Origin of the sequence: Pseudoalteromonas sp. G4, from assembly GCF_028875915.1 — a bacterium.
Taxonomy (GTDB): Bacteria; Pseudomonadota; Gammaproteobacteria; order Enterobacterales; family Alteromonadaceae; genus Pseudoalteromonas.
Genome location: NZ_JAPEHW010000044.1, coordinates 1 through 22,664, shown reverse-complemented (window position 1 = coordinate 22,664; position 22,664 = coordinate 1). Strand labels below are relative to the sequence as shown.

Genomic DNA, 22,664 nt, shown 5'->3' with positions numbered 1-22,664 from the left:
GTTATTTGTAACTAAGTGATGATGCAGGCATTTTATCAAGCTTTAAATGGAATACCAATTAACTGGATGGACTATTTTGCCAATTGGTATTCATAGTGAGATTGTTTATACTGCGGCGTATAAATACAGGCGTAATTAGGATAGTTATGAGTACCAAGGATAAGATCATTCAAACCAGCATTGCGTTGTTTAACCAGCATGGTGAGCGCGCAATTACAACAAACCACATAGCATCAGAAATGGGTATAAGCCCAGGTAACTTGTATTATCACTTTAAGAATAAAGAAGATATTTTGCGTCATATCTTTGGTCTGTACCAAAGTCATTTAAAAGAAAACTTTACACCAATGGATAAAAATTTGGATGTGATGGCGCAACTGGCTGGCTACCTTGATTCTTTAGTTGAGTTAATGTGGCGATTTAATTTCTTCTATAACAACTTAACGGATATTTTAGGTCGCGATAAAGAGTTGAAAGCGCAATACCTTGTGCACCAAGCGCAACTAGTTGAGCAAGTTGTAGCGGTAATAAATGGCTTAAAATATGCCGAAGTAATTGCCATTGATGATTGCGATATTGAAGAGCTTGCTCATATGGTAAAGCTGACGGTAAGTTTTTGGACTCCTTATGTGAAAGCACACAGCAAAGATAGTTCGCTAACTAAACAAGATATTTTTGGTGGTATTGTGAAAGTTATCTTACTGTTCAAACCTTATGCCCGCGGCGAAGGGCTTGAACAGTTGAAAAAGCTACAACAAGAATGTTTGAATAAACAACTCGAAGTTGAGCAAGCCGTCGCTTAATCTTTCTTTCCAGTTTGGCAGTGATTAAGTAATTGCTGCCAAAATGAAATGCCTTTTTCTCTCGCAAGTTTGATATTCGTTTCTGGTATGCCTTCAGGATCAGGGTGAATATCAAGTACACGCGCCATTGATGCTTCTCTGATTAAATGCAGCGTTGGGTAGGGGGCGCGATTTGTATAGTTAGCTGCATCACTTTCATCGCTATCAGCAAATACATAGTCTGGGTGAAAGTTGGCAATTTGAATAAACCCTTCATAGCCACTTGAAACTAACATGGCATTGGCTAAATCCACTAAATCTAAAAAATCGTCAAAGTTTTGAAAGCCTTTACTAAAAATATGTAAACAGGTTTCTATCTCGTCGTTTTCACGCATTTGCTGTATCAGTGACAGCATTTCAATCACCGCATCTTCATGCGATTCAGTTTGGCTATCGACATATTTAATGGTGTTATTTACCACTTCTTTTTTTGCAAATGGGCAAAAGTTGTAGCCAACAATAACTTGGCTAACCCAGTTTTTTGTTTGCTCAATGGGGGAGTGTGTCATGTGAAATCTCGTTTTCAATAAGCGCTATGGTGTGTTTAAGTGCGCCGCGATTGGTTTCTAAAATTTGATATGCGTTGTTACCAAGTGTTTGTCTTTTTTCAGCATCGTTGGCTAGTGACAATAAATTGTCAAAAAGAGCTTTTGATGAATCAACACAAATACAGGCATTGTTAGTAATTAATTGTGGGTATACATGTAAAAAATTAGTGTAACTAGGGCCTGTTAAAATGGGTATATTAAACGCGGCAGCCTCTAATGGGTTATGACCTCCACGCTCAATTAAACTGCCGCCAATAAAGGCGCAATCGGCAGCACCAAACAACACCAACATTTCACCCATGGTATCTGCAAGTAATACGCTTTGCCCTGTATGCTCTTCTTTAGAGCGCTGACTAAATGAAATGTTATTTTGCTTAAGGTAATCAGCAACTTTATTAAATTGTTCAGGGTGTCGCGGTGCAATTATTAACAGTGCATTTGGTTTTTTCTCTAGTAGTAATAAGTGCGCGCTAATTACTTGTTCATACTCACCTGGGTGAGTAGAGCCTGCAACCCAAGTAAAATCGTGAGATGAAAGTTGTGGTTTGAAAGCGTTAATTTTTTCTTCAATCTCATTGTTGAGTTCAATATCAAATTTGATTGAGCCAGTAATTTTACTATTTTTTGACGGTAATCCTAATTGTAAAAAACGTTCGCTATCTTCTTTATTGTGAGCTGCAAGTAGGTTAATACTGCGCATAATTTGTTTGCTTAGTGGCAAAATACGTTGATAGCCTTTAAGTGACTTTTCAGATAAACGGGCATTAATAACACATACAGGTATATGTTGTAGCTGCGCTTTAATAATTAAATTTGGCCATAGCTCTGTTTCTAAAATAATAATGGCTTTGGGCTTTAAAGCTTTAAAAAATCGGCCAATAGCGCAGGGAAAGTCGAGCGGTAGGTAAACGTGCTGCACAGTATTACCAAATTGCTTTTGAATTTCAGCTGAGCCAGTGGGGGTATTACAGGTGAGTGTAATTGAATAGTTGTCTTTAAGCTGATGGATAAGCTTACTTGCAGCCATCAATTCACCTACAGAGGCACAGTGAATAATAAGGCTGTCTGGTTTTAAATGTGCGTTATAAAAAGCCAGCCTTTCTGCCCAACGTTTGCGATATTCAGGCGCTTTTTTTCCTCGTAACCAAAGGTGTAAAAACACTAAGGGTGAAAGAATATATAAAACAAAGCTGTAAATTAAACGCGCCATAGTTACCTCAACCAGTATCGCCGCGAGTTATAACATATTTATACAATTTTTGCTGCGATTAGTGATCGCCTTTTGTTATCATGGTTGCATAATTTTATAACTATTGCGCTTATGAAACTCCGTAATTTATTGTTAGTTGCCAGTGCCTTTGTTGCTACTGAAAGCATGGCAAAACCTACTGTTTATTTACCTTTAGGCATTGATGCCCACCTCGAAAGTCAACTCGACCGCATGTTTGTATTAACTCGTGGTACGCCAATGCATAAACCTTATGCATTAAGCGAAGTGGATATTGCACTTAAGCAAGTTAAAAACAAAGATAGTCAGCTCTACCGTTATTTAGTTGCAGAACTAAAGCGTTATCGCGGTAATGATAAAATCAGTCGTTATGGCCTTCGTACAACCGTAAATACGGGCGATGAAATGCCAATTGCCAATCAGCGTGGTTTAACAAGCGATGAGTATGCTCAGGGCTTTTTTGAGGGTGTTTGGCGACCTAATGATTTTATGTTAGCGCAAGTGGGTGTTGATTATCGTGTTAAAGAACAAGACTTAGTAGCGTATAACTCAACGTTGAGTATGGCTGCGGCTAATCTTCAGCTAGATATTGGCTACAAAGATCATTGGTATTCACCTTTTAAAAATTCGGCGCAAATTATGTCGAACAATGCACAAATGCCTATGAGTATTTCACTCAGCACAGTTGTGCCACTTAATAACTGGTGGAATCTAGATTTTGATTTGTTTTATACCGAATTAGATGAAGTGAAAGATGGTATTCAATATCAAGGCGAGTGGCATGATGGTAGTCCAGAGCTAGTAGGTATGCATGGTTCTATTGAGCCATTACAAGGCTGGAAAATTGGCTTTAACCGCGTTATGCAATTTGGTGGTGGCCCACGCAAAACAGATATTAGTGATATTTTTAAAGCGTTTTTTGACCCATCAGGTAACGATAATGCGGATGGCGATTTAAGCACTGATGATGAGTTTGGCGATCAAATGATCTCATTCACTTCAAGCGTGTATTTTGACTGGGGGGTGCCAGTTGAAATTTACGCTGAATACGGTGCGGAAGATACACTACATAACAGTAACTTTAAATTTGGCAATCAAACAATTTCGTTTGGTACATATTTACCAAAGCTTACGCATAACTCATCTTTAAGATACGAATACAATAAATGGAATACTCTTTGGTATGTGCACCATTTGTATAAAAATGGTAATACCAACCAAGGATTCGCATTTGGCCATTTTGGCGCGGATAATCGTAACTTTGGCGATGGCGTGCCTGCAGATGTACACACACTTAATTACGATTATTTTGAATCAGTACTGAGCTCTTGGCAGTTTAAAGCAAGTACACAAAATAATGATGGCGAAGTATATCAGCGAGCTTATTCTCTATCGTTAACTAACAGCCGTAAAGTCGGTGAGTATCGTGTTGAAACCAGCTTAGCAGGTGGTAAAAATGTGTATGACGAGGATTATGGTTATTTATCTGTAACTATGTTCTGGTAAAAAATGGGTTAGGCTCAGTGCTTACTGGGCCTAGCTACAATAATTGACTTGCTGCTTTAACAACTTCTGACACAGCAATATTATCCACTCGTTTCTTCCCTGTTAATACTTTACTTGCCTGCAGAGGGCGCCAGTTTGATGCCGATTTTCTGATAAGCGCTACTTGCGGTAATGAAAGGCTGCTTGCTAAGTGCATAATGGCAGTTTCGACGGAAACTACTAAATCACACGCTAACATCATACTGGGTAGTTCAAAAAAATCGTCAGTTGCAGAAAAGGCAATTACAGCGATGCCTTTTTGCTCTGCACACCAAGCTGTTACTTCATCTAATTTATGCGGCGGTGTATTTAAAACGAACAGCGTGTTGGGTGCTTGCTTTGTAAGCTGGTGGGCAAATTCGGCAAGTTGTGTATTTTGCCAATCGCGCTTTTCATTTGTTGAAATGTGATTAATAAAAAGTGTATTGCCTTGGCTTAAACCTAGTTGATTTCGCCACAGCGCAATTTGCTGTTTGCTTTTTTCATTGAGTGTATCGTTTGGTGTTATTTCCCGTGAACGCAGTTGATCATCCAAAGAAACAGCAAATAACCGCGAAAATACATGATTATAAAAATCACTAATATGCTGACATTTTGTAAGAACGTTAGAATCAATAGCAACATTTAGTGCCTTAAACTGGCTGCGATAAAGTAAGCGTGACAGCGTATCTTTTGGAGTTGTACCTGCGATTTGCGCATTAGGATTAATTGCTTTTGCTACTTTTAAGTAAGCAGGTGCACGGGTTGTGGCAACAAATACGATGGCATCGTATTGCTCTTTTGAAGCTTTTAAAATTAGTTCATTACGATGTTGCTCAGAATGCGCAATTGGATAAATTGTATTGAGGTGGCCTTCTTTGCTAAGCCACTGCTGCAGAGTGGCATTTCTGCCAGTATGCCATGATTTTTGCTGACTTCGGCAATCATCCATCCAAACGTCAATTTGCACACCCGGATAGGCATCAGCTAGTGCTTTTAAAAAAGCGCCTTGATAGACATAATCACCTAATGCTAGGTGAGTCATATACAAGACCTTACTTTCTTTTGTCAGCGTTATTTCTGGTATGTGGGTATTTAAATTGGCTAATTGCTTTGTGTAATGCACTTATTTCTCCCTGCGCATGAGCCTAAATTGTACCAAACAACCTAAGGGCAAGTGTAGTGTTCTTAAAAATTTAACAAACTGAAGAGTAAGAAAAGGTAACAAACCTCGCCATTTTGAGTGGATTAGGTATAAAATGATGCCAATTATTCAAAAAAAGCAATTATCGAAAGGCCTATGGAAGCGATAACAAACTCATATTTAGCCAGCCTAGAACGTCACCGTAATGTGTTCGCCATTATGGAGCAATATCAACAGCAATCACTTTCTCTTTTACAAGCTTGCCAAGAGACACTGGAAAAGGGTGGTAAAGTTATTTGGTTTGGGAATGGTGGCAGTGCAGCTGACTCACAACATTTAGCCGCTGAATTTGTAGTTCGTTATAAAAATGAGCGTGGTCCTCTTGCATCAATTGCGCTAACAACTGATACCTCAATTCTTACAGCGCACTCAAACGACTATCATTTTGATACCGTGTTTGAGCGTCAAATTTTAGCTTTATGTAAACCAGAAGATTTAGTAATCGGTTTAACAACATCAGGTACCAGTGCGAATATAAACCTTGCCTTAGCAGCCGCTAACAAAATTGGCGCTTATACCGTGGCATTAACTGGTCGTGACGGTGGTAAGGTAAAAGACATTGCAACGCTGCCGATTATCATTGCTAACGATGAAACGGCACGTATTCAAGAAGCGCATATGTTTATAGGCCATTGGTTATGTGAAGCCATCGATATGTTAGTTGCACAAAAGAGTTAAGTACTGATTATGGATTTGTCATATTTTAATCGATTATCTAGCAGCAAAATTTTAGTTGTTGGCGATGTCATGCTTGACCGATATTGGCATGGCGATACAGGGCGTATTTCACCAGAAGCACCAGTACCTGTTGTAAAGGTGAGTGGCCTTGAAGATAAAGCTGGTGGCGCAGCAAACGTTGCGAAAAACATTGCGCATCTTGACGGTAAAGTAAGCTTACTCGGTATTATTGGTGAGGATGATAATGGACAGAGCCTAGAAGCTCTGCTTAAATCTGAAAGTATTGACTCGCAGTTGATCCGCCAATCAGAAGCGCCAACAATCGCAAAAATGCGTGTAATTAGTCGCCATCAACAAGTCGTCAGGTTAGATCTAGAAGAACGCTTTAGCGAAGCACATTCTCATTTATTACTTGAACAGTTGAAAGCGATAGTTAGTGATTTTGACCTTGTTGTTTTCTCTGATTACAACAAAGGTTCACTGCACTTAATTTCAGAAATGATCGCTGTAGCTAAAGCTGCTGGTAAAACGGTATTAGTGGATCCAAAATCAAAGCAACTGGCGGATTATCGTGGTGCTGATTTTATCACACCAAATCTTACCGAGTTTAAAGCGGCTGGGGGCGTGGTTGGTGATGAAGAAATCATTACACAAAGTGCCCGCACCATTGTGGCTGAATGTGGTTTAGGCGCGATGTTGCTGACTCGCTCTGAGCAGGGCATGTCACTTATTACGCCTAGCGAAAAACATGATTTTGCCGCACAAGTCCATGAAGTGTCTGATGTAACGGGTGCAGGCGACACCGTTATTGCGACACTAGCGGTAATGTTAAGTACAGGCATGCCAGCTGCTCAAGCGGTTGAAATAGCAAATATTGCCGCGGGTCTTGTGGTTGCGAAACTAGGCGCTGCTACCGTGTCGCCAGAAGAGTTAAGTGCTAAATTAACTCAGTATCTACGTGATACCGGCGAGCAATATCAAGCGCCAGCAGAAGAAGTGCTGCACCATATTGAGTTAGCGCGCCAGCGCGGTGAAAAAATCGTATTTACTAATGGTTGTTTTGATATTTTACATGCGGGTCATGTTCGTTATTTAGCACAAGCTAAAGCCCGCGGTGATAAGCTGGTGGTTGGTCTAAATAATGATGAGTCAATAACTCGCTTGAAAGGTGCTACGCGACCAGTAAACCCTTTGGATGAGCGTGCTACCGTTATCAGTGCCTTGGCATCTGTAGACTGGGTAATCCCATTTGGTTCAGAAGCTGAAAATGATACGCCAGCAAAACTAATTGAGCGTGTAAAACCCGATGTATTAGTAAAAGGCGGAGATTATAAAGTGTCTGAAATTGCTGGTGCAGATTTTGTTCTAGCAAATGGTGGCAAAGTAGAAGTACTCGAATTTGTTAATGGTTGCTCTACTTCAAACGTGATTAAAAAAATCCAAAGCGACAGCTAATAACTACAAATCGTTAAGCGCACTAACTTGCTTTTAGTGCGCTTTTATATGCCTTTATAAACACCTGCCAATTTTTCTCTTGCCAATAAAATTGTTCGTTACGACCAGCTTCTTTAGCAAATGAGCGTGCTAATCGCTCGATATTATTCTGATTACGTTTAGCATTGAACGCGCCTAATGTGCCTCTATCAAAATCAATTAAGTACACATTTTTGTTACTTATCAGAATATTATTAATGTTCAGGTCGGCGTGATTCACACCATGGTTATGGAAACTCGCGATAGTTTCAGCAATTTGCACTATCTCTTGTTCGCAAAGTGAACGAGTTTTTAGAATATCAAGCACACTTTGTGAGTTTGGCAGTGCCTCAGTGATGATATCGCCGCGATAAATTAAGCCTGACCGCGTGACTTTTGCCGCAATTGCGCTTGGTACAGGTAGGCCTTTTTCCTTCATTTCAACAAGCAGTGCAAACTCTTTATAGGTACGGGTATTTTTGAGACCGAAATAGGCATATTGATCGCTCAATAACTTGCCGATTAATCCACCACGCCAATAGTGACGCAATACACCCATTTTTTCACCGCAATTAAAAAAGTAAGTTGTTGCACGGCCTTTTTTCTCGGCGCGAATTAAATCGTTACTGGCTAAGAAAGTGACATCAAACAATGAGGCATCAAACTCACCTTTAAATGATTTTGGTGTAATGATTGATGTTGAACCTAAACGTTGAATTGAAAGCATGGCGAATGTGTTTAAAAGTAATTGCGTGCAAAAAGGGATTATACCAAGTTTTAATTTACGTTAAACTGCACGCATCTATTTATATGTTTTTAGGTAAATTGTGAGTTTACAGGGCCCATTTAACGATATTTGTATTTTGCGTCTTTCGGCAATTGGCGATGTGTGCCATGCAGTCTCCGCTGTTCAGGCTATTCAGCAGCATTATCCAAACGCTAAAATCACTTGGGTGGTAGGCAAAATCGAGGCGATGTTACTGGCAGATTTACCAGGTGTAGAACTAGTTGTTTTTGACAAAAAGCAAGGTAAAGCGGCGTTTCAGACTCTTAAACAGCATTTTAAAGGCCGCAAGTTTGATGTGCTGCTTCATATGCAAGTTGCACTACGTGCCAATTTAGTTGCACGTGTTATTCCTGCAAAAGTGAAAGTAGGTTTTGATTGGCACCGCGCCAAAGAAGGGCACTTCTTATTTACTAATCATCGTATTGAGGCTGAAAAAGAAGCGCATGTTCTCGAGGGATTTCGTGGTTTCGCAAAAGCCATAGGTGTGCCGCATTACGAGCCATCGTGGCAGATGCCTGTAAGCCAAGAAGATCATGATTTTGCAAAAGAAACGCTATCCCCGCTTGGCGATAAAATATTGGTACTTTCACCTGCTGCAAGTAAGGCTGAGCGCAATTGGTTACCTGAGCGCTATGCCGAAGTGGCAGATTACGCGAAAGAACAAGGTTTTAGTGTGGTAATTACTGGTGGCCCTACTGAACTTGAAATTGCCCTTGCAAAGCAGATTGAAGCGTCGATGAAATCAAACGCTCTTAACCTAGTTGGCAAAACTAATTTAAAGCAGCTGTTATGCGTATTAGAAAAAGCGTCTTTGGTTATTGCGCCAGATACGGGGCCTGCACATATGGCGGTTACTATGGCGACACCAGTGATTGGGTTGTATGCTCACTCAAACCCAGCGCGTACCGGCCCTTATTTATACCAAAATTATGTCGTTGAGGTTTATCATCAAAACTTAAAACAACAAACGGGCAAAACTGCAAAGCAACTACCTTGGGGCACGCGTGTTAAAGGCAAAGAGCTTATGCAGCAAATTAGTGTCGAGAGTGTAAAGCAGATGTTTGATCGTGTAGTAAAAGAAAGGCTTTGTAATGGGTAATAAGGCAGTTTTCCTTGATAGAGATGGTGTTGTTAACGTAGACCACGCTTATGTATATAAAATCGAAGATTTTGAGTTTATTGATGGTGTATTCGATGCCTGTAAAACATTTCAAGCTGCGGGTTATAAAATAGTTATTGTTACCAACCAGTCAGGTATTGGGCGCGGTTACTATACGGAGCAAGATTTTCACGAACTGACAAAGTGGATGCTAGAGCAATTTAAACAGCACGATATAGAAATCAGTAAAGTGTATTTTTGTCCGCATCACCCAACAAAAGGTATCGCCGACTACCAGCAAGATTGCGATTGCCGTAAACCAGAACCCGGTATGTTGTTGCAAGGAGTTAAAGAGTTATCTCTTGATGCATCTGAGTGCATCATGTTTGGCGATAAAGGATCTGATATGTTAGCGGCTAAGGCAGCAGGCTTTAAAAAGAAAATTTTAGTTAAATCAGGCCAAAGTTTAACTGAACAAGAGCTTTCCTTAGCAGATGAAGTATGGAATTCACTTGATTGTGCGCGTGAAAAATTTAGTGAAAACAACTGAGATTAATCGATGCGATATTTAAAATGCAGTTTTTTATACTGCATTTTTATTTTATTTAAGTTAAATCCACTTTTCTAAGAGGGTTTGCTAGTAATAAGTGCATTTATCCAGCTAACCTTTTACAATTACCCTCCTAAATATAAGCTACAATTTTAAAGCTTAATGTATGTTTTTTGCACAGGTTGTGCGCAAGCACATTCTGCAACCCGTTCTATTAGGCATTGGAGACTTTGGATGAGAGCATCTGCATTTTTTGATCAGCTTAAGCAACAGATTGACCAAGTAAAAGAAGATGGATTATATAAAAGCGAGCGTGTGATCACATCACAGCAGCAAGCTGAAATTCAAGTTGCATCAGGCGACTCTGTAATTAACTTTTGTGCAAATAACTACTTAGGTTTAGCAAATCACCCAGAGTTAATTAATGCAGCAAAGGCAGGCCTAGATGAGCATGGCTTTGGTGTTGCGTCTGTTCGTTTTATCTGTGGTACACAAGATATTCATAAAACGTTAGAAGCGAAAATCAGTAACTTCTTACAAACTGAAGATACTATTCTTTATTCTTCATGTTTTGATGCCAACGCTGGTCTGTTTGAAACGATTTTAGGCCCAGAAGATGCCATTATCTCAGACTCGTTAAACCATGCGTCAATTATTGATGGTGTGCGCTTATGTAAAGCAAAACGCTTCCGTTATGCCAATAACGACATGGCTGATTTAGAGCAGCAATTAATCGCTGCTGATGAAGCGGGTGTTAAAACTAAACTTATTGCTACAGATGGCGTGTTCTCAATGGACGGCGTTATTTGTAACTTAGAAGCCCTTTGTGACCTTGCTGACAAATACGATGCACTGGTAATGGTTGATGATTCTCACGCTGTGGGTTTTGTTGGCGAAAACGGTCGTGGTACGCCTGAATACTGCAATGTAATGGACCGCGTAGATATTATCACGGGGACATTAGGCAAAGCACTAGGTGGCGCTTCAGGTGGTTATACTTCAGGTAAAGCTGAAATTGTAGAATGGTTACGTCAGCGTTCTCGTCCTTACTTATTCTCAAATTCTCTAGCGCCTTCAATCGTTACAGCGTCAATCAAAGTACTTGATATGCTTGCAGATGGTAAAGAGCTGCGCGATACGCTTTGGCAAAATGCGGCTTACTTCCGTGAGCAAATGGAAGCGGCTGGCTTTACTTGTGCAGGTAAAGATCACGCAATTATTCCAGTGATGTTAGGCGATGCTAAGTTAGCAGCAGAAATGGCTGATAAATTACTTGCTGAAGGTATTTACGTAACAGGTTTCTCATTCCCTGTAGTACCAAAAGGACAAGCGCGTATTCGTACACAGATCTCTGCTGCACATACCCGTGAGCAATTAGATAAAGCAATTGCTGCATTTACCCGTATTGGTAAAGAATTAGGTATCATTTAATTTGATATTGGCCTGTTTGATAACAGGCCTTTTTTGTGAGTAAAAAAATGAAAGCATTATCAAAACTTAAAGCTGAACCAGGGATCTGGATGACAGAAACGGCTAAACCGGAAGTTGGCCACAATGACTTATTAATTAAAATCCGTAAAACAGCGATTTGTGGTACCGATGTACACATCTATAAGTGGGATGAGTGGTCACAAAATACCATTCCAGTACCTATGGTTGTTGGTCACGAATACGTTGGCGAAGTAGTGGATATGGGCCAAGAAGTACGTGGCTTTAAAGTGGGTGATCGCGTATCAGGTGAAGGCCACATTACCTGTGGCCACTGTCGTAACTGTCGTGCAGGCCGTGTTCACTTATGTCGTAACACGACGGGTGTTGGCGTAAACCGCGAAGGTGCATTTGCAGAGTACTTAGTTATTCCTGCATACAATGCGTTTAAAATTCCTGACAACATCCCTGATGAATTAGCATCAATTTTTGACCCATTTGGCAATGCTGTTCACACGGCATTGTCTTTTGATTTAGTCGGTGAAGATGTATTGATCACAGGTGCTGGCCCTATTGGTATTATGGCCGCAGCGGTAGCTAAACATGTGGGTGCCCGTCATGTGGTAATTACGGATGTAAACGAATATCGTTTAGACCTTGCACGTAAAATGGGTGCAACACGCGCTGTAAACGTGGCGAACGAGAAATTAGAAGATGTGATGAATGAGCTTGGTATGACAGAAGGCTTTGATATTGGCCTTGAAATGTCAGGTGTACCGAGCGCGTTTAACAGCATGCTAAATAACATGAACCATGGCGGTAAAATTGCCATGCTAGGTATTCCACCATCAGATATGGCGGTTGACTGGAATCAGGTTATTTTTAAAGGGTTAATTATTAAAGGTATTTATGGCCGTGAAATGTTTGAAACTTGGTACAAAATGGCAAGTTTGATTCAATCTGGCTTAGATTTATCACCAATTATTACTCATGAATTCCATATTGATGACTTCCAAAAAGGCTTTGATACGATGATTTCGGGCCAATCGGGTAAAGTTATTTTAAATTGGGATTAAGCCATCGCTTGATGATATTATAAAGGGAGCATTTGCTCCCTTTTTTATTGAGGTATATATGTCATATAAACATATTTCAGTGTCGCAAACCGCGGCATTATTATCGAATGACAATGTTGTTATTGCCGATATACGTGATCCGAATAGTTTTCAATCTGCGCGAATTCCGGGCTCAGAGCGTTTATCTAATGAAAACTTGGGGCAGTTTTTAAATGAAAAAGATTACGAACAACCTATTGTTGTAGTTTGTTATCACGGCATCAGTTCGCAAACGGCAGCTAGCTACTTAGTAGAACAAGGCTTTGAAGATGTTTACAGTATGGATGGTGGCTTTGCTGCATGGGGCACTGAGCAAGCTGGCAACGTTGAATCAGGTGCGTAATCATTGTGAAACAACTTGCCACGCTAAGTAATGTAAGGGCTGCACAAGGTTTTTGTGATTATCTTAATAGCATTAATATTCATTGTGAGTTAAAACCCGTAAGCAGTGAACAAGTTGCTTTGTTTGTAATAGATACTCAATTCGATAACGCTTACAAAGAGCTTGAATTGTTCCTCGCTGATCCTAATCAAGCAAAGTACTATGAAGCATCTTGGCAAGTTGGCTCAACCAATAATGGGCTGAGCTATATGGGTAACTCACTCAATCTACTGCCGCGCTTTTTCAAGTTGTCACTGCTTATTCAGGGTGTTTCGATACTGTCTATTTTAGTGTATGGCGCCTTTATACTAGGCGGCTTTGAATGGCTGTTTCCTTACTTACAATTTTCGCCTGTTAAAATTTACTCGTGGTTCACGCCCACCATAATGCACTTTTCGGCAATGCATTTGATTTTTAATTTGATGTGGTGGATGTATCTTGGCGATAAAATCACAGAGCAGCTTGGAAAACGCTTTTTAGTGTTGGTATTTATTGTTACTGCGCTTGCGAGTAATTGGCTTCAGTTTTCCCTTGAAAATGCAAACTTTGGCGGTCTCTCAGGCGTAGTTTATGGCTTACTCGGTTTTTGTTGGTTGTATGGTCATATTGCGGGCAATACAAAATTAGCGATTAACCCATCTATTGTCGGCTTTATGTTGGTTTGGCTAGTACTTGGCTTTGCTGATGTGTTGTTTATCAATATGGCAAATTGGGCGCACTTAGGTGGACTTGTTTCGGGTGCATTGTTGGGTGTTTTCGTTGCAAATAGTCATAAAAAAAGCAAAGTTAATTAACTTTGCTTTTTTACACTAGATTAGTGAAATTAATAATATAGATATTTAGTAAACAGTACATCATGGATAATTTCTTGTCCTGTTTCTTCTTTAAGTAATTCTTTTACTCGTTCACTGCAACGTTTACGAATTTCCTCGCGGCCCGTTAACGATTTAACGTGCTCTTCTTGCTCTTTACTAATAATTTCTACAATTGCATCACGCAATAATGGTTGATGATGCTCTACAACTTCTAAGTTACCCATATCTTTAATCATCAATTCAACGGTAACTCGTACGTAACCAAGTTTTTTATTCGATGTTGCAATGTAGTTGGTAATTATGTCCGGTTCGAAGCCAAAATAGCCAAAGTTTGACGCAGCTAATGCCTTAGGCGTTGAAAGTGATAATAAAAGTGTAATTAGAAATATCGATAGGCTACGCATTGCGTGACTAACACCTTGTTTTTCCCTTAGTAACTAATCAATAATAATACTTGATTATGGGCTTTTTACTAGTCACTTACTGGGAATTTAATGGAAAATTTAATTTCTCATTTAGCTCATTACTGAGCAGTGCTAAAATGACGCGTTATTTTTTTGCAGCAGGTTATTGTGTTAACTTTTCCTTTAGATATTTCATCGCAGTGGCATCAGAATTTTACCGCGTTAGATAGCTCGCGCAGTGAGTGGTTATTAGAGACTGGGTCGCTTACCGCAAAATTAAAGCAAACATTTTCTGAATTTAGTGTAAAAGTGCTGAGTGAAACACGCATTATGTTGACTGAATCCCAAGCAAAAATTATGGGTATAGAGCAACAAACAGCGCTTTGCAGAGAGGTGATTTTATACGGTGACAGCAAACCGCGTGTCTATGCACAAAGCTGGATCCCGCTTGCGCCGCTCGCAGAAAACAGCCTGTTTCTCTCTTTAGGGGAAAGACCACTTGGTGAGTTTATCTTTCAGCATCCTGATTTAGTCAGAGAAAACTTGATGATTACTGATTTTACTAAACAGTCGGCGTTACAAACACTATTAACTAGTTTAGCGATTGAAGTGAGCGATGTGCCAGCAAGGCGCAGTATTTTTCACTTAGCAGATTTAAAATTAATGGTGTGTGAAGCCTTTTTGCCAGGAGCATTTGACACACTATGATCCAATTATCGTGGCAAAATAGAGATGCCTACAAAGCATTAATGCGAACTGATAAACCCATAGGTACCTTGTTATTATTATGGCCAACTTACTGGGCATTATGGCTAGCAAGCTCTGGGGTGCCAGACCTTGGTATTTTAGTTATTTTTACTGCTGGTGTTTTTGTTATGCGAAGTGCTGGTTGTGTAATTAATGACTTTGCCGACCGCAAAGTTGATGGCTTGGTAAAACGTACTCATATGCGACCGTTGGCCTCAGGTAAAGCCACCGCAACCGAAGCAATTCAACTTTTTGTTTTGTTGATTTTATGTGCTTTTATTCTGGTGCTGTTTTTAAATTGGCAAACGATTTTGTTGTCGTTTGGTGCGTTGGCGTTGGCGTTTTGTTACCCCTTTATGAAGCGTTATACCCATTTGCCGCAAGTAGTATTGGGGGCTGCATTTAGCTGGTCGATTCCAATGGCCTATATGGCTGTACTTGGTGAAGTACCAAAGGAAGCATGGTGGCTGTATTTTGCTAATCTCGTTTGGACTGTTGCATACGATACCATGTACGGTATGGTCGACAGGGATGATGATTTAAAGATAGGTGTTAAATCGACCGCTATTTTGTTTGGCCGATTTGATAAAATAGCAGTGCTGTTGCTACAAATCGCATTTTTACTGACTTTAGTATTTATTGGTTTCAACCGTAATTTGCCGTGGCCATTTGATGTCGGTGTACTGTTATCAGCGTTTTTGTTAGCTCATCAGCAAGTTAAAATTAAGCACCGCGATCGTGATGCTTGTTTCTGGGCATTTTTAAATAATAATTATGTTGGTTTATTTATCTTTATGGGAATAGCAGCAAGTTTTATTGGCTAGGGTCAACAAAGCTTGCGCTCGAATTATTCTTCCTAAACCATCCTGCAATCGAATAGCGAGTACTTGCAGCGGCTAATACTTCGTGAGGAAAACGCTCGCTTTCAAAACAAATGAGTGTGCCCGCTGTTGGCGAAACCTTCACTAGCGGTGTTTTTCCTTTTTCAGGGTAAATTAATAATTCACCGCCTTCTTCTGGGGTATTTAAATAACACACCGTAGTAAATACACGGTTAGATTTTCCTCTAAACGCATCTAAATGTTTTTTGTAAAAATCACCTTGCTGATAAATAGCAAAATGACATTCGTAATCAAATAAACCAAGAAAAAAACTTTGATTGATGGCAGTTCTAATTTCTTCCATGAGTGCAAGATAATCTTGCTCTGCTTTGGTCGTGCCATCAAACCATTTTGTTTTGTCACTGCGTATTGTACTGGCTTGTTGTAAGTCTTGATGACGTCCTATTTTGGCATATTGAAATTGCTCAGATTGTACTTCACATTGCTTATTAAGATCAGAAATAAGCTGTTCGGGCAGGGCATTTTCGATGATGCTATAACCATGTTCGGCTATGTCATCTAGCAACGTATCGAAAGAAAATGCAAATTGCGGTGTGTTAGACATAAATAACGCCAATTAAATTAATTGGCGTTATTTTAATGGACAATGACGCGGTTAGAAAGTCGCTTTTGCAAGTGCTATTTCTGGACGCGTATTTGCCTCTAAAGTAATAAAATTAAGCAATTCAGATACATTAGGTGCACTTAAGTTATTTTTAGCAACTTGTAGCTCTAAAGTCAGTGTGCTATTTCGTTCCATTGATGCGCTGAGATTAACCAATGACTCATCATTGGATATCTTTTGCATCATATCTAATGTGGTCAGGGCAATATGCTTACAATCATTCAACTTACTAACGATTTGCTCAAATGTACCTAGGCGTAAAGAGTCTAACTTATTTAGATTACTCGCGGCTTGATTGATTAACTTACTAAGCGCTTGATTTGTACTAACCGTTGCGAGAATTGGTAACTTATTAAGGTGTGGTAACTGTATATTGCTGCTTTTTAAAATAGGGTGATCTTTATGGCAAAAGAGTACCACTTGTTCAGGAAGGTTAATAAACTTACCTGTATTTGCAGTTATTGGTGAATTAATAGCTAAATCAAGTTGCCCGTTGCGCACATTTTCGGCCAAGGTATCTGCATCTTGTAGCTGCATTTCAATTGAAATATTAGGGAATTTCTGCATAAATTTACCACAAGCTTGTGGCACTAAACCTATCGCTTCAGGACTATAACCAATAACGATCTTTTCGTTTTTATTGCTAGCAAATTTACTTAGTTTTTGTTGGAGTAATGCATGATTATCAAGTGCTTGCTGGCAGTATTGTAGGAAAACCTCACCCGCAGGTGTTAGTTTTACTGAACGTGTTGAACGTGTAAGTAAATCACAGCCTAAATCAAGCTCTAATGTTTGAATGCTTCGTGTTAACGCAGAAGTGCTTAAGTTGCTTACTTCCGCTGCCTTGCGAAAATGTTGATGATGTGCAAGTGCAATAAATTGTTCAAATTGCTCTATACGCATGGTTACTCCTGTAAACTAATCCGTGTATCAGCTTATAAGAACATAAATGAGGTACAAATACCATTGCTAATGTGTAATTAATTATTATTAGCTGATATAAAGAAAAGTGTACAAAGCCACATGAATTTAATCAGGAAATTGATCTCTAATCGCTAGGAAATCGTCAAGGTTATCAAGGAATATTTCAATTAGCTTAGGGTCAAATTGTTTACCCTTTTCTTCTTTCAATAAATCAATGATTTTTTCGAGCGGCCATGCAGGTTTATAGCAACGTTCACTGCCAAGAGCATCAAACACATCTGCTAATGCAGTAATTCGCCCTGAAATATCAATGTTTTCACCACTGAGCTTTTGTGGATAGCCATTACCATCCCATCTTTCATGATGCTCGTAGGCAATTGTTGCACCTTGTTTTAATATTTCATTGGTTGAGTTTTTCAAAATATCGTAACCAATTTCAGCGTGAGATTTCATTATTTCCCATTCTTCTGCATCATGTTTACCAGGTTTATTTAGAATATGATCAGGAATGGATATTTTACCGATATCATGAAGTGGTGAAGCAAGCTTAATTATTTCAGCTTGATAAGGCGTTAAACCATATTTTATTGCAAGTAAATGACTGTAATGCGCGACGCGTTTTACATGGCTACCCGTCTCTTTACTGCGTTTTTCAACGGCTTCACCGAGAATATAAGAGAGTTCTTTTTGAGATTCTCGAATCAGCTCTCGTAGGCTTAAGTTATCGTAAGCGAGGGCGATGTTATTGGCAAAGAATTCTAGCAGTTGATGGTCCGATGCATTTAAATCAGAGCTTTTGCTTACGTATAGCATGGTCTCTAAGCCGCCTTTTGTTGGGAAGTAACCAACGTATTCTTTTTGATTTTTAAAAGATGACTTAGTGTTATGAGCTTGTTCAAATAAATTGCCAACTTCATTAGGCACATTTTTACTGTTTTTATCTGCGCCAGAGCAGGCTAGTAATTTAAAATCTGTGGCATTGTCAGCTTGTGAATTGATTGCTGCCGCGCAGTAAATTTCTTTGTCGCTATGACCCATCACACCAGACACATGCTCTAAAATTGATGAAGCAAACTCATTTACAGTTTCGCATTCCAAAAACTTAGCTGATGCGTTAATGATGTTTTCAAGACCGAGTTTGTGTTGTTCGATAATACAGATGTCGCGATAGGAGCGAAGGGCAGAATAGAGTAAGGTTTTAAGTTTTATTGCGGTAAGTTCTGTTTTGTTTTTGTAGTCGTTAGTTCACCTGGTTGGCCGGTGCGTAAAATAAGACGAATATCATGGTTTTCAGCATCTTCACGAATATAGCGAATAAGATCTAACCCAGCATGGTTTGTTTCCATCACTACATCAACTAGGGCAACAGCAACTTCTGGTAGTCCTTTGAGCATTTCCATAGCTTCTGCGGCAGTATATGCATGATGAAAAATGAGGCGTTTGTCTTCAAATGTGAAGCCATTAAGCACCAATTTAGTTACTTGGTGAATATCTTCTTCATCGTCAACAACCAGGATATTCCAGCTCTCGTCATTCGAGGCTAACCTGATGTCATCGAGATGCTCTTCAGCAAAAAGAAAATCCGTCACAATCACTGCTCTTTTGGTTTGTTGTTGTAATAAAGTATAGATGTAAAAAACGTGAGTAGTGAAATATTGCAATAAATATTCAAGACTAAAGAAGGGGGCTTTAGCCTTGAATAAAAGAAAGGTTATTCTTGCTGGCTATCAATAACAGGTTTATTTTCAATGTTTGTTAATTCTATTTCGATTGCCTGACAGGAAATGTGTATTTCATAGAGTGATAAAATCAAAGAATACAAAAGGCAAGCTAGGCTCAAGCCAAATAAACCTGTTCCAATCAGGCTTTGAGTAAGAAAAACGGCAAACATGGCCGCAGTACAAAGTAAAAATGATAACACGCCAAAAAATTGCATGCGGCGAATTAGATTTAGTCGATTTCGTAAGTTTGAAATTTGTGCTTTAACCATAGCACGAATTTCATTGCCATTTTCACGGGCATTTAATTGCCTAATCAGTTGCGCAAGCACTAAAAAACGGTTGGTATATGCAAGTAATAGCAGTGAAATTGCTGGAAAAAGCAGCGCTGGAGTTGTTAGGTTTAGTTCGATTGTAATCGGCATTTTATATTTTTTGTTTTAGTAATAAATACTTATTTTTCTAAATTTATAATCAGGTTATTCCATCAGACTATATTGTAAGCTAGACTAATGCGCAAAAAATAACACAATTAAATCTTGTCGCAAGGTTAAGCATCGCAAGATTTTTTGTCTACACTTATCTTTGGCATTTACAATTCATAAAAATGAATGAAGGCAAAAGAAAGTTATTCAGTAAATTGGATTACATAAAGAGCAATAATAATAAGATAGCTCTAAAGGGGGATACATGGGTGAAAATAAGAGCAAGCAGTTAAATGAAGTGCTGAGTGCTTTGAACAGTTTATCGCCTAGTGATGTGTTTAATCTTGCCGCAGATAAAGTGGATGCGAGCCAAGAGAGTATTGAACAACAAGTTGCTGATGCAATTGAGTTTGAACATCCATACATTTCTGAGTTAAGTCAAAAGTTTACAACAAACATTGCACCTATTTTGCAATCGCTATTGCTTAGCGCAAGTCAGCAGGCACTTGAAAAAGGCCATCAAGCTGCGATGGTGCAACATCAAAACGACGAAGATGAACACATTCAGCAGCTTGAAGCTCAGCTTGCTGAAATTAAAAAGAAAGCGAGTCAGCTAGAGTCAGATAATCAGTCACTTGAAGATGCGATTTCAGTAAAAGAAGCTGAACTTGAAAAAGTGAGTGAAGAATTAAGTCGTCAATCTGAAGAACAGCACGGTGAGTTCAGTGAGCAAATTAATAAGCTAACAGAGAGTTTAGAAGTTGCTGAATCTCAACTAAGCAAACAAAAAGAACAAAATGAAGCGCAGTCAAACAAGCTGAAGCAGCTAATTGAAGAGCGTAGAGCAGAGCATCAGAATCAAGATCAAAAATTAGTGGAAGTGAAAAAAGTATTCACTGATGAAATTGAGATGTTGAAGCAAGAATCTGTAAGTAAAGATGATGTGATTGCTGAGTTAAAGCAGCAGCTTGATCAAGTAAGCGGCGAATTAAATTCAGTACATGAACAGCATGAGTCATTCTCGCAAGAAGCGAATAAAGACAGCGAAACATTGCGTTCAATGCTAGAAGATAAAGAAAAGTCATTACAGCAGTTTGAGAAAGAAAAAGCGCAATTAGAAAGCCAAGTTAAAGAGAAAGGTGATATTGTTGGTAAGCTAGAAGAGCAAAACAAACTTCTGTCTTCTGATATTGAAGAGCACAAAGCGCAAGTGAGTGAGCTGTCAGAAAAGCTAGCTGAAATTAGCAAAGAAAGCGAAGGCCGCTTTAATGACCTTAAGAAAGATTTAAGTCAAGAAAGCAGTGCTTTAAAAGAAAAAGTAAAAGCACAAGCTGATGCACTTTCTGAAGAAACAGCTAAAAACCAAGAGCTGCTTGAAAAGTTAACATTACTTGAAAATGCTAAGCAAGACGACCAAGATTTGATTTCGCAATTGCGTCGACAACTTGAAGCACAAGACACTGCTCTTAATAGAGAGCAAGGTCGAAATTCAAGCTTGCTTAGTCGTATTGAAAAAGATTCACAGCAAGCACGTGGTGCCTACGAGTCAATTCGAAGCGAAAATATTAGCTTAACCGATCGTGTTGAAGAACTTGAAGCTAAAGTGACTGAATTCAAACTGAAGTTTGAATATGCACAAAAGCAACTAAATCAGTAGTTTTAGTATTAACAAAAAAGGCGCACTTTTAAGTGCGCCTTTTTTATGTGTTTTATACAGAAACTTGCTACAATTCGGCTAATTGCAGATAAGACCTATCAAAAATGAAAAAACCTAATAATTTTCAACGTATTCGCGAACTAAACTATTTACAGCAAGCGTCACTAGCCGCAGCAATGATAGAGCGTATGCTTCCTAATTATGTGCTGTTCAGTGAGGCGCTTGAGTTTGGTAATGCAGCCGAATTACGCAATGTATTAAATTCACTTTGGGAAAAATTGCTAATTCCAAAAGCAAAAATAAGCCTTGAAAAACTTAATGAAAAAGTTGAATTAAATACGCCTGATTTAAATGACTTTGATATGTTTGGTGTTTACCCTGCAATTGATACTTGTACAGCGCTGATCACGCTTATCAATGGTATGCAACAAAAAGAAGAGGCTAACTTCGTTGATGTGTGTAAGATTTCGCAAGCGAGTGTTGCCAAATTTATTGAATATCAGCTGACAACTGAAGGTGAAGTTGCTGACAATTCAGCACTTAGAGCACACCCATTAATGAATTATGAAATGGATGTGTTGGCTGAACTAATAGATAAAGTAGAATCATTTCAACGTATAGATAAAGACTCTGCAAAAGAGTTAAAGCAACTAGCGCTGGCAGATGGTCAAAGTAATATTGGCATTGAATGCTAGGAAATATCTGAGCTGCTTACCTTTGCAGTAAGTAGCTCGTTACTTGCCCAAAATTCTTCTCTTTTAAAATTTGCCAGTTTGAAGGCAATTCAAGATTGGTTAACTCTTTTTCAACTTCAAGATAAATAACAGCATCGTCAGCTAATAATTGAAGTTCTTCAAGTAAATGGCATGTGTTTGAAGCAAGATCTTTTCTAAATGGAGGATCGATGAAAACCAAATCATAGCTGCCAGTCAACTTTGGTAATACTTCTAAACAATTACCATTAAACAATTGTGTATTGTCAGCACTTAGTAGTTTAATATTTTCTGCAAGTTGACGATGTGCAAGATTATCAAGTTCAATAAAGGTTACATTTTCGGCATAACGAGACAATGCTTCAAAACCAAGGCCGCCAGAGCCAGCGTAACAATCTAACACGTTCGCATTACTGGTATACGGCATTAACCAGTTAAAAACAGTTTCTTTCACTCTATCTGTAGTCGGCCTTAAACCTTCTACATCCAATACTTTTAGCTTTCGAGAGCGGAACTTACCACCAATAATTCTAATTTGACCAGAACTCATTGTTGGCTTGTTTTTGGACTTGTGTGATCTCATTACAAATTTACTTACAGAATTAGACTAAAAAACCAATATGATTTTTTTCATTCATCGGTGAAAGTGATACCATATTGGGAATTGTAGTTTATCAGAATTTTGTGATTGGTATTTAACTTAAATGGCAAAAAATAAATTTTTATCTTGGCTTGGTTTTGGCAAAAAAGACGAGCAACAGCAACAAGAAGAAGCCCGTTTAGCGGCAGAAGAACAAGCGCGATTAGAAGCGGAAGAAAAAGCAAAAATTGAAGCTGAGGCAGAAGCAAAGCGTCAAGCAATCGATGCTGCTCGTTTAGCAGCTGAGGCGGAAGAAA

General features: G+C 39.0%; 23 protein-coding genes and 2 pseudogenes. 15 read left to right on the top strand and 10 right to left on the bottom strand.

Annotation, left to right across the window (positions count from 1 at the left end):
- Positions 1 to 146: 146 nt before the first annotated feature.
- On the top strand, positions 147 to 803 hold the full coding sequence (locus tag ON073_RS13130) for a TetR/AcrR family transcriptional regulator (RefSeq protein ID WP_274762334.1): 657 nt from the start codon (positions 147 to 149) through the stop codon (positions 801 to 803).
- On the opposite strand, the gene ON073_RS13125 is transcribed toward ON073_RS13130, so the two are convergent.
- Together ON073_RS13125 and waaA are read right to left on the bottom strand one after the other, a co-directional pair.
- Positions 800 to 1,351, bottom strand: coding sequence for a DUF1415 domain-containing protein (locus tag ON073_RS13125; protein ID WP_274762333.1), 552 nt, complete (start codon positions 1,349 to 1,351; stop codon positions 800 to 802). The genes ON073_RS13130 and ON073_RS13125 overlap by 4 nt on opposite strands.
- Positions 1,332 to 2,600, bottom strand: coding sequence for a lipid IV(A) 3-deoxy-D-manno-octulosonic acid transferase (gene waaA / locus ON073_RS13120; RefSeq protein ID WP_274762332.1), 1,269 nt, complete (start codon positions 2,598 to 2,600; stop codon positions 1,332 to 1,334). The genes ON073_RS13125 and waaA overlap by 20 nt, the downstream gene beginning before the upstream one ends.
- A gap of 111 nt (positions 2,601 to 2,711) precedes the next feature.
- Here waaA and ON073_RS13115 point away from each other — a divergent pair, with 111 nt between their 5' ends.
- Positions 2,712 to 4,124: a capsule assembly Wzi family protein gene (locus tag ON073_RS13115; protein ID WP_274762331.1), complete on the top strand. Its 1,413-nt coding sequence runs from the start codon at positions 2,712 to 2,714 to the stop codon at positions 4,122 to 4,124.
- A gap of 34 nt (positions 4,125 to 4,158) precedes the next feature.
- Here ON073_RS13115 and ON073_RS13110 read toward each other — a convergent pair whose 3' ends face one another.
- The gene (locus ON073_RS13110; protein ID WP_274762330.1) at positions 4,159 to 5,268 is read right to left on the bottom strand and encodes a glycosyltransferase family 9 protein; all 1,110 of its coding nucleotides are present in this window, start codon (positions 5,266 to 5,268) and stop codon (positions 4,159 to 4,161) included.
- Between the two features lie 174 nt (positions 5,269 to 5,442).
- On the opposite strand from ON073_RS13110, the gene ON073_RS13105 reads away from it, so the two are divergent.
- Complete coding sequence (locus tag ON073_RS13105; RefSeq protein ID WP_274762329.1) at positions 5,443 to 6,024, top strand: SIS domain-containing protein; 582 nt, start codon at positions 5,443 to 5,445, stop codon at positions 6,022 to 6,024.
- 9 nt (positions 6,025 to 6,033) lie between these two features.
- Complete coding sequence (gene hldE / locus ON073_RS13100; protein WP_274762328.1) at positions 6,034 to 7,479, top strand: bifunctional D-glycero-beta-D-manno-heptose-7-phosphate kinase/D-glycero-beta-D-manno-heptose 1-phosphate adenylyltransferase HldE; 1,446 nt, start codon at positions 6,034 to 6,036, stop codon at positions 7,477 to 7,479.
- A gap of 22 nt (positions 7,480 to 7,501) precedes the next feature.
- Here the strand turns inward: hldE and ON073_RS13095 are convergent, their stop codons facing one another.
- On the bottom strand, positions 7,502 to 8,224 hold the full coding sequence (locus tag ON073_RS13095) for a 3-deoxy-D-manno-octulosonic acid kinase (protein WP_274762327.1): 723 nt from the start codon (positions 8,222 to 8,224) through the stop codon (positions 7,502 to 7,504).
- Between the two features lie 100 nt (positions 8,225 to 8,324).
- Between ON073_RS13095 and ON073_RS13090 the strand changes: the two genes are divergently transcribed.
- The 6 genes from ON073_RS13090 to glpG all read left to right on the top strand — a co-directional run bounded on the left by ON073_RS13090 (position 8,325) and on the right by glpG (position 13,652).
- On the top strand, positions 8,325 to 9,383 hold the full coding sequence (locus tag ON073_RS13090) for a glycosyltransferase family 9 protein (RefSeq protein ID WP_274762326.1): 1,059 nt from the start codon (positions 8,325 to 8,327) through the stop codon (positions 9,381 to 9,383).
- Positions 9,376 to 9,933 carry a D-glycero-beta-D-manno-heptose 1,7-bisphosphate 7-phosphatase gene (gene gmhB / locus ON073_RS13085; RefSeq protein WP_274762325.1) on the top strand — a complete coding sequence of 186 codons (558 nt, stop codon included), beginning with the start codon at positions 9,376 to 9,378 and terminating at the stop codon, positions 9,931 to 9,933. The genes ON073_RS13090 and gmhB overlap by 8 nt, the downstream gene beginning before the upstream one ends.
- Before the next feature lie 234 nt (positions 9,934 to 10,167).
- Positions 10,168 to 11,364, top strand: a complete 1,197-nt coding sequence (locus ON073_RS13080) for a glycine C-acetyltransferase (RefSeq protein WP_274762324.1) — start codon at positions 10,168 to 10,170, stop codon at positions 11,362 to 11,364.
- 47 nt (positions 11,365 to 11,411) lie between these two features.
- Positions 11,412 to 12,437 carry an L-threonine 3-dehydrogenase gene (tdh, locus tag ON073_RS13075; protein ID WP_274762347.1) on the top strand — a complete coding sequence of 342 codons (1,026 nt, stop codon included), beginning with the start codon at positions 11,412 to 11,414 and terminating at the stop codon, positions 12,435 to 12,437.
- A 58-nt stretch (positions 12,438 to 12,495) separates the two neighbouring features.
- The gene (gene glpE / locus ON073_RS13070; protein WP_274762323.1) at positions 12,496 to 12,819 is read left to right on the top strand and encodes a thiosulfate sulfurtransferase GlpE; all 324 of its coding nucleotides are present in this window, start codon (positions 12,496 to 12,498) and stop codon (positions 12,817 to 12,819) included.
- A 5-nt stretch (positions 12,820 to 12,824) separates the two neighbouring features.
- Positions 12,825 to 13,652, top strand: coding sequence for a rhomboid family intramembrane serine protease GlpG (gene glpG / locus ON073_RS13065; protein ID WP_274762322.1), 828 nt, complete (start codon positions 12,825 to 12,827; stop codon positions 13,650 to 13,652).
- A 29-nt stretch (positions 13,653 to 13,681) separates the two neighbouring features.
- On the opposite strand, the gene ON073_RS13060 is transcribed toward glpG, so the two are convergent.
- Positions 13,682 to 14,077 (bottom strand): flagellar basal body-associated protein FliL, encoded by a 396-nt coding sequence (locus ON073_RS13060; protein ID WP_274762321.1) that lies wholly within the window; start codon positions 14,075 to 14,077, stop codon positions 13,682 to 13,684.
- A gap of 168 nt (positions 14,078 to 14,245) precedes the next feature.
- Between ON073_RS13060 and ON073_RS13055 the strand changes: the two genes are divergently transcribed.
- The gene (locus tag ON073_RS13055) at positions 14,246 to 14,785 is read left to right on the top strand and encodes a chorismate--pyruvate lyase family protein (protein WP_274762319.1); all 540 of its coding nucleotides are present in this window, start codon (positions 14,246 to 14,248) and stop codon (positions 14,783 to 14,785) included.
- Positions 14,782 to 15,648 (top strand): 4-hydroxybenzoate octaprenyltransferase, encoded by an 867-nt coding sequence (gene ubiA / locus ON073_RS13050; protein WP_274762318.1) that lies wholly within the window; start codon positions 14,782 to 14,784, stop codon positions 15,646 to 15,648. The genes ON073_RS13055 and ubiA overlap by 4 nt, the downstream gene beginning before the upstream one ends.
- Here the strand turns inward: ubiA and ON073_RS13045 are convergent.
- The 4 genes and pseudogenes from ON073_RS13045 to ON073_RS13030 form a co-directional block, all read right to left on the bottom strand.
- Positions 15,638 to 16,270 (bottom strand): 2OG-Fe(II) oxygenase, encoded by a 633-nt coding sequence (locus tag ON073_RS13045; protein ID WP_274762316.1) that lies wholly within the window; start codon positions 16,268 to 16,270, stop codon positions 15,638 to 15,640. The genes ubiA and ON073_RS13045 overlap by 11 nt on opposite strands.
- 51 nt (positions 16,271 to 16,321) lie before the next feature.
- Positions 16,322 to 17,233 carry a LysR family transcriptional regulator gene (locus ON073_RS13040; protein WP_274762315.1) on the bottom strand — a complete coding sequence of 304 codons (912 nt, stop codon included), beginning with the start codon at positions 17,231 to 17,233 and terminating at the stop codon, positions 16,322 to 16,324.
- A gap of 126 nt (positions 17,234 to 17,359) precedes the next feature.
- Positions 17,360 to 18,843: pseudogene (locus ON073_RS13035) on the bottom strand (DUF3369 domain-containing protein).
- A gap of 122 nt (positions 18,844 to 18,965) precedes the next feature.
- Positions 18,966 to 19,397: a DUF2721 domain-containing protein gene (locus ON073_RS13030; protein ID WP_274762314.1), complete on the bottom strand. Its 432-nt coding sequence runs from the start codon at positions 19,395 to 19,397 to the stop codon at positions 18,966 to 18,968.
- A 265-nt stretch (positions 19,398 to 19,662) separates the two neighbouring features.
- Here ON073_RS13030 and ON073_RS13025 point away from each other — a divergent pair, with 265 nt between their 5' ends.
- Positions 19,663 to 21,054, top strand: coding sequence for a hypothetical protein (locus ON073_RS13025; RefSeq protein ID WP_274762313.1), 1,392 nt, complete (start codon positions 19,663 to 19,665; stop codon positions 21,052 to 21,054).
- A gap of 104 nt (positions 21,055 to 21,158) precedes the next feature.
- Positions 21,159 to 21,749 carry a YjaG family protein gene (locus tag ON073_RS13020; RefSeq protein ID WP_274762312.1) on the top strand — a complete coding sequence of 197 codons (591 nt, stop codon included), beginning with the start codon at positions 21,159 to 21,161 and terminating at the stop codon, positions 21,747 to 21,749.
- Positions 21,750 to 21,765: 16 nt separating this feature from the next.
- On the opposite strand, the gene rsmD is transcribed toward ON073_RS13020, so the two are convergent.
- On the bottom strand, positions 21,766 to 22,350 hold the full coding sequence (gene rsmD, locus ON073_RS13015) for a 16S rRNA (guanine(966)-N(2))-methyltransferase RsmD (RefSeq protein WP_274762311.1): 585 nt from the start codon (positions 22,348 to 22,350) through the stop codon (positions 21,766 to 21,768).
- A gap of 121 nt (positions 22,351 to 22,471) precedes the next feature.
- On the opposite strand from rsmD, the pseudogene ON073_RS13010 reads away from it, so the two are divergent.
- Positions 22,472 to 22,664 (top strand): annotated as a pseudogene (locus ON073_RS13010) (signal recognition particle-docking protein FtsY); the annotation flags it as partial.